General features: G+C 70.9%; 14 protein-coding genes. 6 read left to right on the forward strand and 8 right to left on the reverse strand.

What is annotated here, in order from left to right; all coding sequences use genetic code 11:
- Nucleotides 1–351: 351 nt before the first annotated feature.
- Both AB0A61_RS17245 and AB0A61_RS17250 read left to right on the forward strand, forming a co-directional pair.
- Nucleotides 352–1,185, forward strand: a complete 834-nt coding sequence (locus AB0A61_RS17245) for an aldo/keto reductase (RefSeq protein WP_361292471.1) — start codon at nucleotides 352–354, stop codon at nucleotides 1,183–1,185.
- Nucleotides 1,186–1,674: 489 nt separating this feature from the next.
- A complete protein-coding gene (locus AB0A61_RS17250; RefSeq protein ID WP_361292473.1) occupies nucleotides 1,675–2,373 on the forward strand; it encodes a glycoside hydrolase family 75 protein in 699 nt (232 codons plus the stop codon).
- A gap of 95 nt (nucleotides 2,374–2,468) precedes the next feature.
- Here the strand turns inward: AB0A61_RS17250 and AB0A61_RS17255 are convergent, their stop codons facing one another.
- Nucleotides 2,469–3,518 carry a class I SAM-dependent methyltransferase gene (locus AB0A61_RS17255; protein WP_361292475.1) on the reverse strand — a complete coding sequence of 350 codons (1,050 nt, stop codon included), beginning with the start codon at nucleotides 3,516–3,518 and terminating at the stop codon, nucleotides 2,469–2,471.
- Between the two features lie 123 nt (nucleotides 3,519–3,641).
- Between AB0A61_RS17255 and AB0A61_RS17260 the strand changes: the two genes are divergently transcribed.
- Nucleotides 3,642–4,412 (forward strand): phytanoyl-CoA dioxygenase family protein, encoded by a 771-nt coding sequence (locus AB0A61_RS17260; RefSeq protein WP_361292477.1) that lies wholly within the window; start codon nucleotides 3,642–3,644, stop codon nucleotides 4,410–4,412.
- Between the two features lie 76 nt (nucleotides 4,413–4,488).
- Here AB0A61_RS17260 and AB0A61_RS17265 read toward each other — a convergent pair whose 3' ends face one another.
- From AB0A61_RS17265 to AB0A61_RS17280, 4 genes are all read right to left on the reverse strand, one after another.
- Complete coding sequence (locus AB0A61_RS17265) at nucleotides 4,489–5,088, reverse strand: DUF4352 domain-containing protein (protein ID WP_361292479.1); 600 nt, start codon at nucleotides 5,086–5,088, stop codon at nucleotides 4,489–4,491.
- Between the two features lie 192 nt (nucleotides 5,089–5,280).
- Nucleotides 5,281–6,030: a class I SAM-dependent methyltransferase gene (locus AB0A61_RS17270; RefSeq protein ID WP_361292481.1), complete on the reverse strand. Its 750-nt coding sequence runs from the start codon at nucleotides 6,028–6,030 to the stop codon at nucleotides 5,281–5,283.
- A gap of 243 nt (nucleotides 6,031–6,273) precedes the next feature.
- Complete coding sequence (locus tag AB0A61_RS17275) at nucleotides 6,274–6,579, reverse strand: 4a-hydroxytetrahydrobiopterin dehydratase (protein ID WP_361292483.1); 306 nt, start codon at nucleotides 6,577–6,579, stop codon at nucleotides 6,274–6,276.
- 98 nt (nucleotides 6,580–6,677) lie between these two features.
- Nucleotides 6,678–7,781 (reverse strand): ADP-ribosylglycohydrolase family protein, encoded by a 1,104-nt coding sequence (locus tag AB0A61_RS17280; protein WP_361292485.1) that lies wholly within the window; start codon nucleotides 7,779–7,781, stop codon nucleotides 6,678–6,680.
- 28 nt (nucleotides 7,782–7,809) lie between these two features.
- Between AB0A61_RS17280 and AB0A61_RS17285 the strand changes: the two genes are divergently transcribed.
- The 3 genes from AB0A61_RS17285 (at nucleotide 7,810) to AB0A61_RS17295 (ending at nucleotide 10,519) form a co-directional block, all read left to right on the forward strand.
- The gene (locus tag AB0A61_RS17285; protein WP_361292487.1) at nucleotides 7,810–8,640 is read left to right on the forward strand and encodes a helix-turn-helix transcriptional regulator; all 831 of its coding nucleotides are present in this window, start codon (nucleotides 7,810–7,812) and stop codon (nucleotides 8,638–8,640) included.
- 100 nt (nucleotides 8,641–8,740) lie between these two features.
- On the forward strand, nucleotides 8,741–9,604 hold the full coding sequence (locus tag AB0A61_RS17290; protein ID WP_361292489.1) for a helix-turn-helix transcriptional regulator: 864 nt from the start codon (nucleotides 8,741–8,743) through the stop codon (nucleotides 9,602–9,604).
- 105 nt (nucleotides 9,605–9,709) lie between these two features.
- Nucleotides 9,710–10,519: an SAM-dependent methyltransferase gene (locus tag AB0A61_RS17295; protein ID WP_361292490.1), complete on the forward strand. Its 810-nt coding sequence runs from the start codon at nucleotides 9,710–9,712 to the stop codon at nucleotides 10,517–10,519.
- A gap of 158 nt (nucleotides 10,520–10,677) precedes the next feature.
- Here the strand turns inward: AB0A61_RS17295 and AB0A61_RS17300 are convergent, their stop codons facing one another.
- The 3 genes from AB0A61_RS17300 to AB0A61_RS17310 all read right to left on the reverse strand — a co-directional run bounded on the left by AB0A61_RS17300 (nucleotide 10,678) and on the right by AB0A61_RS17310 (nucleotide 14,208).
- Nucleotides 10,678–11,520, reverse strand: coding sequence for a YhjD/YihY/BrkB family envelope integrity protein (locus tag AB0A61_RS17300; protein WP_361292491.1), 843 nt, complete (start codon nucleotides 11,518–11,520; stop codon nucleotides 10,678–10,680).
- 243 nt (nucleotides 11,521–11,763) lie between these two features.
- A complete protein-coding gene (gene dnaK, locus AB0A61_RS17305; protein WP_361292493.1) occupies nucleotides 11,764–13,626 on the reverse strand; it encodes a molecular chaperone DnaK in 1,863 nt (620 codons plus the stop codon).
- 156 nt (nucleotides 13,627–13,782) lie between these two features.
- Nucleotides 13,783–14,208 carry an OsmC family protein gene (locus AB0A61_RS17310; protein ID WP_361292495.1) on the reverse strand — a complete coding sequence of 142 codons (426 nt, stop codon included), beginning with the start codon at nucleotides 14,206–14,208 and terminating at the stop codon, nucleotides 13,783–13,785.
- Nucleotides 14,209–14,335 lie beyond the last annotated feature (127 nt).

Here is a 14,335-nt window from a genome sequence, read left to right on the forward strand (position 1 = left end):
AACCCGGGGCTTTGCCAGACCTTTTCATCGGATGTCTCCTGAACGGATGCTTCCGCCTCGAAGGCCTCGGTCAAGGTCTGATTCATGTGTACGCACCTGCTTTCCCGAAGGACAGACAGGGCCGGCATCAAGCTCACGGGAGCGTTCGGTGGCGCGACACAGAGTCGCGGGACGGCGTGGCCCGGTCAATGGTCCGGACCGATGAGGTCGGATGCATTTCCGGCCAGTCCCACTCCCGCGAACTGACTCCCTGGTCAGTTGCCGACGAATTGGGCGGTCAGGAATGCATCACCGCCCGTGATCGTTGACGATATGAGTTCCACCTGACGACAACCGAAGGATCAAGAGCTCGTGAGCAGCAAGGTCCCCCCGATCATCCTCAACAACGGCGTCGAGATGCCCCAGCTGGGCTTCGGCGTCTGGCAGGTGCCGGACGCCGAGGCGGAGCGGGCTGTCGCCACCGCGTTGCAGGCCGGGTACCGCAGCATCGACACAGCGGCGATCTACGGCAACGAAGAGGGCACCGGAAAGGCCATCGCCGCCTCCGGCATTCCCCGCGAGGACATCTTCGTCACCACCAAGCTCTGGAACAGCGACCAGGGGTACGACTCCGCGTTGCGCGCCTTCGACACGTCGCTGGCCCGGCTCGGCCTGGAGTACCTGGATCTGTACCTGATCCACTGGCCGATGGCACCCAAGGGCAGGTTCGTCGAGACGTACAAGGCGTTCGAGAAGCTTCTCGCCGACGGCCGGGTCCGGGCGATCGGCGTCTCCAACTTCCTTCCGGAGTACCTGGAGCGCCTGATCGCCGAGACCTCGGTGATCCCGGCGGTCAACCAAATCGAGCTGCACCCGCACCTGCAGCAGCACGCCGCCCGCGAGTACCACACGGACCAGGGCATCGCCACCGAGGCCTGGTCGCCGATCGGCCAGGGCAAGGGCCTGCTGGAGGTCCCGGCGATCGTGGCCATCGCGCAGAAGCACAACCGGACCCCGGCCCAGGTCGTACTGCGCTGGCACATCCAGCTCGGCAACATCGCGATCCCGAAGTCGGTGACGCCGTCCCGCATCGAGGAGAACATCCAGGTCTTCGACTTCAGCCTGGACGACGAGGACCTCGCGGCGATCAGCGCGCTGAACGAGGACCGGCGGCTGGGCCCGAACCCGGCGACCTTCATGGCCTGACGCACAATCCACCGACCGCACTCTCCGGCGCGCCCCGGACCCGCTCCCCGCGTGGTTCCGGGGCGCGCCGCTGCCTGCGGTGGCGCGGACAGGGCGCTGGAGGCCACCGGCCGGCGCGACGGCAGGGCGGGTTGACGGCCAACGGCAGGCGGCCGAAAGCAAGGCGGCCCGACGCCACCGGCCGACGGCCGATGGCAGGGAGGCAGGACGGCTTGACGGCCCCGGCGGCCGGCCCACGGCCGGACGGACTACGCGGCGGACTCCTCACACTCCTCACACTCCTCATTTCGGGTGCGGCTCACGCGCCGAGGCCCCGTCAGCCGATCACTCTGGCATCTGTTTTCACTAGGCTGTGAGCTGCGCATTCGCTCTGCGGTGAGCAACTCGGCCCGCAGGCAAGGCTGTTGGGGGGCTTGACGCGGCCATGCCGCCAGGTCCACCTTGTACCGCGCCAGTAAGGAAACTTTCCTAACAGAAGGGTCTCCCACAGTGCGCATGCGATCCCTGGCCCTCGCCGCGTCCTCCGGCGCCGCCCTGCTCGCCGCCGGCGTGCTCCCCGCGAACGCCTCCTCCGGCGGCGCCACCCCCAGGTCGGCCCAGGAGGGCACGGTCAGCGCGGCCGACCTGCTCGCCAAGGTGACATCCTGTCAGCAGATCTCGAACGGGAAGTACAAGACCGACGACGAGACCTCGGCCACGATCCCCGTGTGCGGCAAGAACGGTGCCGTGTTCTGGAAGGCCGACATGGACGTGGACTGCGACGGCCAGCGCACCACGAACTGCAACGAGGACCGCGACCCGTGGTTCCTGAACGACACCGCCTTCCACCAGTCCGACGGCAAGCCGCTGAAGGCGGAGTCACTGCCGTACGTCGTGGTCCCGAGCTCCAGCAGCATCTGGAACTACTCCAGCGCCGGCATCAAGGGCGGTGGCGTGGTCGCCGTCATCTACAACAACAAGGTCGAGTACGCGGTCGTCGGCGACACCGGCCCCACGAAGATCATCGGCGAGGCCTCGTACGCGACCGCCAAGGCGCTCGGCATAGACCCCGACCCGGCGACCGGCGGGGCGGACTCCGGGGTGACGTACATCCTGTTCAAGGACTCGAAGGTCTCCCCCATCGAGAGCCACAGCGCGGCCGTCGCGCTGGGCGACCAGTTGGCGAAGCAGTTCATCGCCAGCAACTGAGCCGGAAGAGAAGGCGGGCCCGGTACCGTGATCTGGCCGGGGTACCGGGCCTCACCCGTCAGCGTCCTCGAAGTCGGCCAGGGGCGACCGCGGGCTCAGGAGGTCCGCACGGCGGTGTACACGGTGTGCGCCTTCAGCACGAACAGGTCGTTCCTGCGGTGCACGCTCGCCTCGTCCTCGGGGTCCAGCAGCCGGTCCAGCGTGGCGCTGTCCTCCGCGTCCAGACCGTCCTCCAGCGCTTCGCGGAGCCAGGTCAGGGAGGCGACGACGTAGGAACGGCCGCGGTCCGCGACCGGTGCGGGCAGGTCGAGGAGGAAGCTGCGGGTACCGGTGTGCTTCAGCCCCGCGGCGGTCAAAAGCGCCGGCCAGTCCTCGGTCACGGCGACCGAGCCGGGCAGTTCGGCCCGCATCCTCGCGAACCAGTCCGCCTGCACCGCGTCGATCCGTTCCTGAAGACCCGGACGGCCGATGCCGATGTCCCGGGGCAGGAAGCGCGCGGGCAGTCCGCCCTCCAGCAGGGCGAGCGTGCCCCCGGGAGCAAGCCGTTCGGCGAACGCGGCGAGCGCGGCCCGCTGGTCCCCCAGGTGGTGCAGGCTGTTGCTGGCCCACAGCAGGTCGGCCGGATACTCCAACTCCCCAAGCGCCTCGGGCAGTTCACCGGCGACGGTGGCGAAACGGTCGGCGACGCCGAGGCGGGCGGCCCGGGCGCGGGCTCGTTCCAGCAGCGGCTCGGAGCTGTCCACGGCGACGACCCGGGCACCCGGGAACGTCTCGGCGAACAGACAGGAGACGACCCCCGGCCCGCTGCCCGCGTCGACGATCAGACCCGGCTCGGTCACCTCCTTCGCCAGCCACGCCATGGCCCGCTCGTACAGGGGCGCGAACAGTTCAGCCTGGGCCTCCAGCTGCGGAGCCATCACGGCCCAGTCGAGGTCGGTGTGGCCGGGGTGGTCGTGATGGCCGTGGTGGCCTGCGTGGCCGTTCCCGCCCTGTGCGTCCCGGCTGCCCTGCTCGTCCCGGTCACCCTGCTCGTCCTGGTGGCCCTGGTCCCGGTGGCCCTGCTCGTCCCGGTGGCCCTGCTCGTCCCGGTCGCTTTGGTCCCGGTGGCCCTGGTGGTGCCGGTGGTTGTGGTGCTCGTCCGCCATGGTGGTCAGCCTCTCCTCTCGATGCGCCCAGCCTGCGCCGACGCACCGCCGAACGGCCAGCAGTGTTGCCGGGGCGGCAAAAACCGGGTGCGCCGCGCCGGTCCGGTCGCCGAGGATGGCCGGATGGACGACGAGCTGGTGGAACGGTTCCTCCGGGACGGATTCGTGAAGATCGAGGGCGCCTTTCCGCGGCGCGTCGCCGAGGACTGCGCCCGGCTGCTGTGGCGGGAGACCGGATACGATCCACTCGATCCCGGCACGTGGAAGGATCCGGTGTACTGGGTGCCCGGCATGGCGCAGGGCCCGTTCGCGGCCGCCGCCAACACCCCCGTACTGCATGAGGCGTTCGACCTGCTGGTGGGCGAGGGCCGCTGGGAGCCGCGTTACTCACTGGGCACGTTTCCGCTGCGGTTCCCGCACCCGCGGGAGCCGGACGACGCGGGCTGGCACATCGAGGGCAGTTATCTGCCCGAGGGCGAGAGCTGGTACTTCGCCAACCTCCGGTCGAAGGACCGCGCCCTGCTGATGCTGTTCCTCTTCTCCGAGGTGACCGAGGACGACGCGCCCACCCGCATCCGGGTCGGCTCGCACCTCGACGTGCCGCCGCTGCTGGCGCCGTACGGCGAGGCCGGCGTGTCGGGCCTGGAGATCGCGCCGCGGCTGGTCGAGGCCACCGCGCACCGGCCGCTCGCCCACGCCACCGGCCGCCCGGGTGACGTCTATCTCTGCCACCCGTTCCTCGTGCACGCCGCCCAGCCGCACCACGGCACCCGCCCCCGCTTCATGGCCCAGCCGCCGCTGCTCCCGGCGGTGCCCTACGAGCTGCGGCGGCCGGACGGCGACTACTCCGCGGTGGAGTTCGCCATCCGCCGGGGTCTGGCTCGGGAGGACTGACCCGGGGCGCCCGGGGGTCCGTTGCGAGGTGCGGCCCGGCCGCTGCCACGAGCGGCCAAGCCTGTTCGCTACCGCGTCACCGCAGCTTCCATTCGCCGGTCTGGTCGGCGAAGCCGCTGTCCATCGCGAACTGAGCGGTGGCAGGCTTCACGCCCTTGGGCACTTCGAACACGATCCAGCCGAGGGCCTTCGCGCCGGGCTTGAGCCGCACGTCCGAGGACATGGACTGGCCGGCCGTGATGTCGGCGAAGGTGGTGTCGAACTGCTGGCCCTGCTCGTCGGCGATCTGGACACCGTTGGCGGGGCTGTCGCCGTAGGCCTTCGTGCCGGTGTTCACGAGGCGGAACTGGAGGCCGACGAAGCGCTTTCCGTCCGCGGGGACGGTGAACTCGTCGGCGGACTTCGCCGGGTCGACGACCTTGACGACGGTGACGTCCAGCTTACTGCCGTCGTCCATGCCCTTCAGCGACAGGGTGTCGCCGATCTTGGCGACTCCGGGAGCGGCCGACTTCTTCGCGGCGGCGGGCTTCTTGCCGGTGCCGCTGCCGCTGTCGGCCTTGGTGGAGGCCTTCGCCTTCGGCTTGTCGACGACCGTCTCGCCGGAGCCGCAGGCGGTGAGTCCCAGCGCGGCCACGGCGGTGAGCGCGGCGAGACGAACGCGGGTGCAGTGCTTCATGATCCCCCCAGGGTTCGGTGATGTACACGTGAAGGACTTGCAAAGAACCCGGATGGTTGCACGGTTAACCAAAAAAATCCGAGCGACCCGAGCAACCTGGAGGTCGATCCCGCCGTCCGCGTCATCTCCGGGGATTCGGGCTGTGCACACCGCCGGAGTTGCCGCACCGCTCGCACAGGTCGAGGTACGAGTTCACCCGTCCAGCGGTTTCCGGAACGCCCGCAGGCTGAACACGGGGTCCGGGCGGGGCCGGTCCTGGTCGGGCAGCCGGGCCAGCCGGGCGGCGAAGTCCTCGGTGAGCGGCTCGCCGGGCGGCAGCGTGACGAACCAGCCGCGCCGCAGGTCGGCGATGGTGCGGCGGGGGCTGCGGCCCTGGCCGCGGCCGGGGAAGCGGGCCTGCCCGGCGGGTACCAGGCCGTGCGCCGCGGCATAGTCGGCGACGAGGCCGGCGGCGTCGCGGGCGGGGCTGCGCGGCCGGGCGGCGAGGACGGCGTCGATGTCACTGCCCACGTTGTGGGCGGCGGCCTTGTCCACGGTGGTGACGTACACGCCGCCTGGAGCCAGAGCGCGGGCGCACTCGGCGACAACGGCCCGTGCCGCGTCGGGACCGCCCGTCAGGTGCAGCAGCCACACGCTGGTCACGGCGTCGAACCGGCCGTTCGCGAAGGGCAGGCGGGTGCTGTCGGCGAGAACGACGGCGCCGGGCAGGCGGGCGGCGGCCTGCCGGGCCATCGCGGGCGCCCGGTCGAGCCCGGTAACGCGCAGGCCGTCGCGGGCGGCCGCGAGCCTGCGGGTGACGATGCCGGTGCCGCAGCCGACATCCAGCAGGGTGCGTGCTCCGGGCGGTATCAGGCCCAGCACGGCCTGGGCGGCGGCCGCCGCCCGGGGCTCACCGCCCCGCGAGGCGTCGTAGTGCTCGGCTTCCTTGTCGTAATCCAGCACGTGGTTCCCCCCGTGGTCGTTGTCCGTGCACGCGGTCCCGCGTCGTCACCGGCCGCGCACGCGACTCCTTCCGTCGTCCCGGGCCGGCACCCGACTCACTCCGTCGTCCCGGGCCGGCACCCGACTCACTCCGTCGTCCCGGGCCGGCACCCGACTACACGTCCCGGTGCGGCAGCTCACCCCGTCCCGGTGCGGCTCAGTGCACCCCGCCTCGGTGACGATCGGCTCGCCCGCCGGTCGGGCTCAGCTCGCCCCGTGCCCCGGTGCGAGGTCCTGCACCCGGCGGGCGAGTTCGAAGTCCTTCTCGGTCACCGCGCCACCCGCGCTGTGGGTGTGCACGCTGAGGGCGACGGTGTTGTAGCCGAGGGTCAGGTCGGAGTGGTGGTTCAGTTCCTCCTGCACCTGGGCGATGTGCACGACCATCGCCGTGGCCGAGAAGTGCGAGGGGAGCCGGTAGGAGCGGGTGAGGCGGTCCCCGTCGACGGACCAGCCGGGCAGTTCGGCCAGCCGGTCCTCGACCTCCTTCTGCGACAGCGGTTCGACGGCCATGGGCTCGCTCCCTTCCTGGGGGTGGCGTGATGGGCGCGTTCCTGCCCAGACTGCCACAGGTCGGCCGCTGCGTCCCTGGTCAGAAGGGTGGCCGGGGGTCAGTTGCGTACGCATTCGGCCGCGAGGTCGTCCGCGAGCGCGGCGATGCGGGCGCGCCCCTCGACCCGCTCCACCCACTCGTGGGGCAGGCCGTGGTCGCCGTGCCGGGCGCCGAGGATGTTGCCGCAGACTGAGCCGGTGGAGTCGCTGTCGCCCGAGTGGTTGACGGACAGCAGCAGCGCGTCCTCGACGCGGTGGGTCGTGAGCGCGCTGTAGACGCCGATGGCCAGGGCCTCCTCGGCGACCCAGCCGGCGCCGAGCCGCTCCAGCCGCTCCGGGGCCGGGCTGCCGTCGGCGGCCAGGTCGAGGGCCCGGTGCAGGGCGGTGCTGGTCTCCTCGTGGCCGGGGTGGCGGGCGAGCAGGCGCAGGGTGCGCAGCACGGAGCCCTCGACGGAGTCGCCGGAGACGAGGCAGGAGATGATAGCGGCGAGTGCGCCGGCCGCGTAGTAGCCGGTGGGGTGGCCGTGGGTCATCTGGGCGCAGTGGGCGGCGATGGTGAAGGCCTGCACGGGGTCGGTACGGGTGAGGCCGAAGGGTGCGGAGCGCATGACCGCGCCGCAGCCCTTTGAGTCGGGGTTGACCGGTCCGGGCGGGCCGAACTCGGCCCGGGGGTCGGGCACATGGTCCTGGGAGAGCCCGGACAGGCAGGCGTTTCCGGGGGCGCGGCGGGCGTACAGCCAGGGCTCGGTGATCAGGCCGCCGCGCGGTCCCTCGTAGCCGCCGCCCGAGGGCCTGGCGGGCTCGCTCGCCTCGGGGCCCGGCCGGAGCTGGGTCTCCAGCCAGCGTTCGTAGGACCAGCGCAGCAGGCGGGACCAGCCGCCGCCGATGCCCTTGAGCCGCTCGCGCTCGTGGGCCTGGCGGATGCCCTCGGCCGAGAACAGCGTCATCTGGGTGTCGTCGCTGACGCGGCCCACCACGCCCTCGCCGTCGGGCACCAGCCCGGTCACGCCGCGCGGGCCGTACGTGGCACGGATGCGGTCCAGGGAGCTGAACTCGATCGGGTAGCCGAGGGCGTCGCCGACCGCGCCGCCGAGGAGGCAGCCGCGCACTCTGGCGCGGTACACCGCCGTCGCCTCCCAGCTCTGCTTCCACGACTCGGTCATGCGCCCCTCCTCGACTACGGTCGTGCGTATGACCATTGTCGCCTCCGGTAGTGCCATGTCGTCCGCTGCCCCCGCCGGTCAGGGTGTGGGCCCGCTGCTGCGGGCCTGGCGGCAGCGGCGCCGGGTCAGTCAGCTGGAGTTGGCGCTGCGCGCCGACTCCTCGGCCCGGCACATCAGTTTCATCGAGACGGGCCGGTCACGGCCGAGTGAGGAGATGGTGCTGCGGCTGGCGGAGCATCTGGAGGTGCCGGTGCGGGAACGCAACGCGCTGCTGCTGGCCGCCGGTTACGCCCCGCACTACCCGGAGACGTCGCTGGACGATCCGGCGCTGGGCGCGCTGCGTGAGGGACTCGAGCGGCTGATCCGGGGTTATGAGCCGTATCCGGCGCTGGTGGTGGACGCGATGTACGACGTGGTGACGGCGAACCGGGGCATCACGATGCTGCTGGACGGTGTCCCGGAGTCGCTGCTCGTGCCGCCGCTGAACGCGATGCGGCTGACCCTGCACCCCGAGGGGCTGGCGCCGCGGATCCGCAATCTGCGCGAGTGGCGGGGGCATCTGCTGGCGCAGATGGAGCGGCAGATCGCGCTGCACCGCTCGGCTCGCCTGCGGGCGCTGTACGAGGAGGTGGCCGCGTATCCGGTGCCGCAGGGTGCGGTGGAGGACGAACCGGCAAAGGACGTGCCGTACTTCGCGCTGCCGATGCGCGTCGAGCACGAGGGCCGGGTGCTGTCGTTCGTCTCCTCGATCTCCACGTTCAACACGCCGATGGACGTGACGGTGGCGGAGCTGGCGATCGAGACGTTCCTGCCCGCCGATCCGTCGACGGTCAAGTACCTTCACTCGATGCTGGGTTGACGGCCATGTGACGCTTGTGCAGGCTTCGCGCTCGTGTGCGGTCCGGCGGCGCATGACACACTGCTGCTCGCAGAATTCGGCGCGTGTGGGGAGGCGTGGCGTGAGTGAGCGGCGGGCCGCGCCCACCGTGGGCCAGGTGGTGCTCGGCAGGAGACTGCAGGAGCTGCGGGAGGCTGCCGGCCTCGGCCGCGAGGAGGCCGCCAGGGTGCTGCGGGTGACCGCGGCGACCGTCCGGCGCATGGAGACGGCCGAGGTCGGGCTGAAGATCCCCTATGTGCAGCTGCTGCTGACCACGTACGGGGTGCGCGAGGACGAGGCCGCCGCGTTCGTGGCGCTGGCCGAGGAGGCCAATCGGCCGGGCTGGTGGCAGCGGTTCCACGACGTGCTGCCGGACTGGTTCAGCATGTATGTGAGCCTGGAGGGTGCAGCCCGGCTGATCCGCTCCTACGAGCCGCACTTCGTGCCCGGGCTGCTGCAGACGGAGGAGTACGCGCGTGCCGTGCTGGAGGCCGGGACGGTCGGGCAGACCGGCCCGGAGGCGATCGAGCGGCATGTGTCGCTGCGCATGGCCCGTCAGCGGCTGCTGGAACGGGCGGACCCGCCGCACCTGTGGGTGATCATGGACGAGACGGTGCTGCGGCGGCCCGTGAGCATACGCGACGAGGTGATGCGCGAGCAGCTCGACAAGCTGCTGGAGTACGCCGGGCGGGACCGGGTCACGGTTCAGGTCGCCGAGTTCGCGAGCGGCCCGCACCCGGGGACGTATGCGCCGTTCTCGTTGTTCCGTTTCGCCGAACCGGAGTTGCCCGACATGGTCTACACGGAGTACCTGACGGGCGCCCTCTATCTCGATTCGCGTACGGAGGTCTCCACGCATCTGGAGGTCCTGGACCACATGACGGCACGCGCGGCCTCGGCGCAGCGCACCCGGGAAATCCTGCGGGAGTGCCGCGAGAACTTCTGACGCCCCAACTCCTGGCCCTGTTCTCTCTTTGTTCTCCCTCTGTTCTCCCTCTGTTCTCCCTTTCTCCTGTCCAACGCCCCGACCAAGCCGAGGAGCAGACACCGCATGAACGGATCGGACGCCACGCCCACCCGCATCGACACCAGCCGCCCCCATCCGGCCCGGGTGTACGACTGGTGGCTGGGCGGCAAGGACAACTACCCGGTGGACGAGGAACTGGCCCGCAGGATCCTGGCCGCGGACGGCACCGCGGTGCGCGGGGCGCGGGCCAACCGCCGCTTCATGCACCGGGCCGTCCGCACGGTCGCCGAGTCCGGCACCCGCCAGTTCCTCGACATCGGCACGGGCATCCCGACCGAGCCCAACCTCCACCAGGTGGCCCAGCAGGCGGCCCCCGAGGCGGCGGTCGTGTACGCGGACAACGACCCGATCGTGCTGCGGCACGCCGAGGCGCTGCTGCACGGCTCCGCGCAGGGCAGCACCGACTACGTCCACGCCGATGTCCGCGACCCGGACACCATCCTGCGGCTGGCGGGCCGGTCGCTGGACTTCGACCGGCCGGTGGCCCTGTCGCTGGTGGCGCTCACCCACTACCTGTCGGAGGACACCGACGACGTGTACGGCCTGCTGGAGCGGTACGTCGAGGCGCTGGCGCCGGGCAGCCACCTGATCCTGTCCCAGGTCACGCAGGACATCAGCCCCGAGGGGGTCGCCAAGGCGGTGGAACTGTTCCGGCAGAGCGGCACGCCCTTCCACCCGCGTACGCACGCCGGGTTCTCCCGCTTCTTCGACGGGCTGGAACTGCTGGAGCCGGGCGTCGTGCCGGTACTTCAATGGCGGCCCGAGCCGCAGGACACCGCAGCCGCCGCGGAGGGTGCCGTGCCGGTGTACGCGGGGGTGGGGCGCAAGGCCTGACCTGCCCGGTCGGGCCGCACGTAAGACCTGACCCGGCCGGTCGGGCGCAGGACCCGACGCAGCGGGCCGCGCACAGTCCGACCCGACGGGGAGCGCGGCCTGCCCAGGCGGGCCGCACGCAACGCCTGACCCCGCAGGCCGCGCGCGGCCCGTTCGGGTCATCCGTTGTCTGTTTCTCCGGTGCGCCGTTGGGAGACCTGTTCACGTGCGGTGCGCCAGCGGGAACGGGCGTGTTCGACGACGCTGTCCCACTGGCGGCGGACCTCGTTGTCGGAGGGGCGGTCGCCGTGGCGGATGCGGGTGAGTTCGTCGCTTACCTCTCGTCCGAGCGCCGCCGACCCGACGATGATGAGCATGGCGGCGAAGAGGGCGGAGATCATCGCGAAGACCGCGCCGACCGATCCGTAGCGTGAGGCGTAGGAGTTGAACAGCCGTGGGAGGTAGATCTTCCCGCCCACCGTGTACGCCGCCGACAGAAGCGCGGCGGTGAGGCCGAAGGGCAGCAGGTCCGGCCAGGTGATCCGCTGCGCGGACAGCAGCCGGCCGCTGCAGACGAGGAAGGCGGCGGTCACCGGCACCTCGCACACCGTGGCCACCAGCTCCAGCGGGCCTTGGCCGAGGACCGCGTAGAGCCACCCGGTGACCGCCGTGTAGCCGCCGAGCAGCAGGATCCACCACAGGCCGTTGCGCGTGTTGCGCACGCTCAGGGGCGTGAGGTCCCAGGCCTGCTCGAACAGCCGCTGCGATGTTCGTGTGAAGCTCAGCACGGAGATGATGAGGAACACGATCCCGAAGACGCCCACGCTGGTGGCGGTGCCCCCGGACGAGAAGAGGGAGTTGACCGCCTCGGCGCCCTGGCCGGTGAGGTTGTAGCGTCTGACGATCCGCTCGGCGGCGTCGTAGTGCACCACATTGGTCAGCACGGCGCTGCTCAGGATCGCGAGCGGGACGAGCGCGGTCAGGGCGCTGGACGCCAGCGCCATCGAGCGGTCGAAACCCACGATCTTCTGGAACCGGTTGACGACTCGCAGCGCGAAGGCGGGACGCAGCCAGAACGTCAGCGTTCGGACGAGGCGCTCGCGTTTGATCCCCGCCGTTGTGCCCTCCGTGAAGATCGGGACCTGTGTGGCGACGCGAGCCTAACGGAGGGCCGCGGCCACGGCGAAGGACGACACGGCCGGGGTGGGCGGCGCGTCCCCGACGTCCACCAGGCCGCCCGATGACCCAGGTGTTGCCGACACCCCCTAGGCGGCTCCTCCCTTGGAGTCCTTCTCGTCGTCGACGATCTCCGCGTCCACCACGCTCTCGTCGTCCTGCGGCGCGGTGTGCTGCTCGGTGCCCTCCGACGCCGTCTGCTGGGCCTGCGCGTACATCGCCTGGCCCATCTTCTGGCTGACCGAGGCGAGTTTCTCCACGCCCGTGCGCAGGGCACCCGTCTCGGCGTTCTGCTCCAGCAGGCCCTTCAGCTCCGTGACCGCCGCCCCGACCTCGCTCCTGGTGTCCGCGGGGATCCTGTCGGCGTTCTCGCGCAGGAAGTTCTCGGTCTGGTAGACGAGTTGTTCGGCCTGGTTGCGGGTCTCCGCGGCCTCCCGGCGACCGCGGTCCTCCTCGGCGTACTGCTCGGCCTCCCGCATCATGCGGTCGATGTCCTCCTTGGGGAGGGCGGAACCGCCGGTCACGGTCATCTTCTGCTCGCGGCCGGTCGCCAGGTCCTTCGCGGAGACGTGCATGATGCCGTTGGCGTCGATGTCGAAGGCGACCTCGATCTGCGGCACCCCGCGCGGGGCGGGCGGCAGGCCGGTGAGGTCGAAGACGCCGAGCTTCTTGTTGTACGCGGCGATCTCGCGTTCGCCCTGGTAGACCTGGATGCCGACGGACGGCTGGTTGTCGGCGGCGGTGGTGAAGATCTCCGAACGCCGGGTGGGGATCGTCGTGTTGCGTTCGATCAGCTTGGTCATGATGCCGCCCTTGGTCTCGATGCCCAGGGACAGCGGGGTGACGTCGAGGAGCAGGACGTCCTTGACGTCACCGCGGATCACGCCCGCCTGGAGGGCGGCGCCCACGGCCACCACCTCGTCGGGGTTGACACCCTTGTGCGGATCCTTGCCGGTGAGCTCCCGGACCAGCTCGGTGACCGCGGGCATACGGGTGGAGCCTCCGACGAGGATCACGTGGTCGATGGCGGACAGCTTCACGCCGGCGTCCTTGACCGCCTGGTGGAAGGGCTTCTTGCAGCGGTCCAGCAGGTCGGCGGTGAGCTCCTGGAACTGCGCCCGGGTGAGCTTCTCGTCCAGGTGCAGCGGGCCCTCGGCGGAGGCGGTGATGTAGGGCAGGTTGATCGTCGTCTCGGTGGACGACGACAGCTCGATCTTGGCCTTCTCGGCGGCCTCGCGCAGCCGCTGCACCGCCATCTTGTCCTGGCCGAGGTCGATGCCGTACTGCCCCTTGAACCGCTTGACGAGGTGTTCGACGATCCGCTGGTCCCAGTCGTCGCCGCCGAGGTGGGTGTCGCCGTTGGTGGCCTTGACCTCGATGACGCCGTCGCCGATCTCCAGCAGGGACACGTCGAAGGTGCCGCCGCCGAGGTCGAAGACGAGGACGGTCTGCTCCTCGCCGCGGTCGAGGCCGTAGGCGAGGGCCGCGGCCGTCGGCTCGTTGATGATCCGCAGGACCTTCAGGCCGGCGATCTCTCCGGCCTCCTTCGTGGCCTGCCGCTGGGCGTCGTCGAAGTACGCCGGTACGGTGATCACCGCGTCGGTGACGTCCTCGCCGAGGTAGGCCTCCGCGTCCCGCTTCAGTTTCTGCAGCACCCGCGCCGACAGCTCCTGGGCCCGGTACCGGGTGCCGTCGACCGAGCCCTGCTCGGGGAACCGCCAGTGCCCGTCGCCCATGTGGCGCTTGACGGAGCGCGCCGTGCGCTCCACGTTCGTCACGGCCTGCCGTTTGGCGACCTCGCCGACGAGAACCTCGCCGTTCTTGGCGAAGGCCACGACCGACGGCGTGGTCCGTGCACCCTCGGAGTTGGCGACGACGGTGGGTTCGCCGCCCTCCAGGACGGCCACCACCGAGTTCGTCGTCCCGAGATCGATCCCGACCGCGCGTGCCATCTCCGTCCCCTTCCGCCTGGGCGTGTCCCGTTTCCCAGCACAAAACTTGAGTGCGCCGTTGTCAATGCCGCGTACCCCGGCCGGGCGGAAACAACGGTGCCGCGCCCCGTTCGGCGGAACGGGGCGCGGCACCGAGCGACGGTCCGGGTGGGACCGTCAGGCGAGCTTGGCGTCGAGGGTGATCGTCGTGCCGGCGAGGGCCTGGCTGACGGGGCAGTTCTTCTTGGCCTCCTCGGCGGCGGCCACGAACGCGTCGTTGTCGATGCCGGGCACGGTGCCCTCGACGGTGAGGTGGATGCCGGTGATGCCCTCACCCGGCTGGAAGGTGACGTCGGCCTTCGTCTCCAGCTTGGCGGGCGGGGTGCCGGCGCCGGTCAGGCCGTGCGACAGCGCCATGGAGAAGCAGCTGGAGTGGGCGGCGGCGATCAGCTCCTCGGGGCTGGTCTTGCCGTTGGCCTGCTCGGCGCGCGACGGCCACGACACCGGCTGGCGGCCGATGCCGGAGGAGTCGAAGGTGACGACGCCGTTGCCCTCGAGCAGGTTGCCTTCCCAGACGGTGTGAGCGGTGCGCGTGGTTGCCACGGTGAATCCTTCCGCTTTCTGGCTGTGTTCTGTGGGTGGTCCCGTCTCCGGGCCACGGCACCATCCGATCACATTCCGGCCCGGCACACCCGCAGGACCGGACCGCGGGCGGCTGCGCGGGGCGGTG

The sequence above is a fragment of the Streptomyces sp. NPDC046197 genome (genome assembly GCF_040646295.1).
Classification (GTDB): Bacteria; Actinomycetota; Actinomycetes; order Streptomycetales; family Streptomycetaceae; genus Streptomyces.

Excerpts from the sequence above, each read along its gene's own strand:
- AB0A61_RS17255 (WP_361292475.1), bottom strand. The coding sequence starts at position 3,518 with ATGGCGGACGAGCACCACAACCACCGGCACCACCAGGGCCACCGGGAC.
- AB0A61_RS17260 (WP_361292477.1), top strand. The coding sequence starts at position 3,642 with ATGGACGACGAGCTGGTGGAACGGTTCCTCCGGGACGGATTCGTGAAG.
- AB0A61_RS17265 (WP_361292479.1), bottom strand. The coding sequence starts at position 5,088 with ATGAAGCACTGCACCCGCGTTCGTCTCGCCGCGCTCACCGCCGTGGCC.
- AB0A61_RS17275 (WP_361292483.1), bottom strand. The coding sequence starts at position 6,579 with ATGGCCGTCGAACCGCTGTCGCAGAAGGAGGTCGAGGACCGGCTGGCC.
- AB0A61_RS17280 (WP_361292485.1), bottom strand. The coding sequence starts at position 7,781 with ATGACCGAGTCGTGGAAGCAGAGCTGGGAGGCGACGGCGGTGTACCGC.
- AB0A61_RS17285 (WP_361292487.1), top strand. The coding sequence starts at position 7,810 with ATGACCATTGTCGCCTCCGGTAGTGCCATGTCGTCCGCTGCCCCCGCC.
- AB0A61_RS17295 (WP_361292490.1), top strand. The coding sequence starts at position 9,710 with ATGAACGGATCGGACGCCACGCCCACCCGCATCGACACCAGCCGCCCC.
- dnaK (WP_361292493.1), bottom strand. The coding sequence starts at position 13,626 with ATGGCACGCGCGGTCGGGATCGATCTCGGGACGACGAACTCGGTGGTG.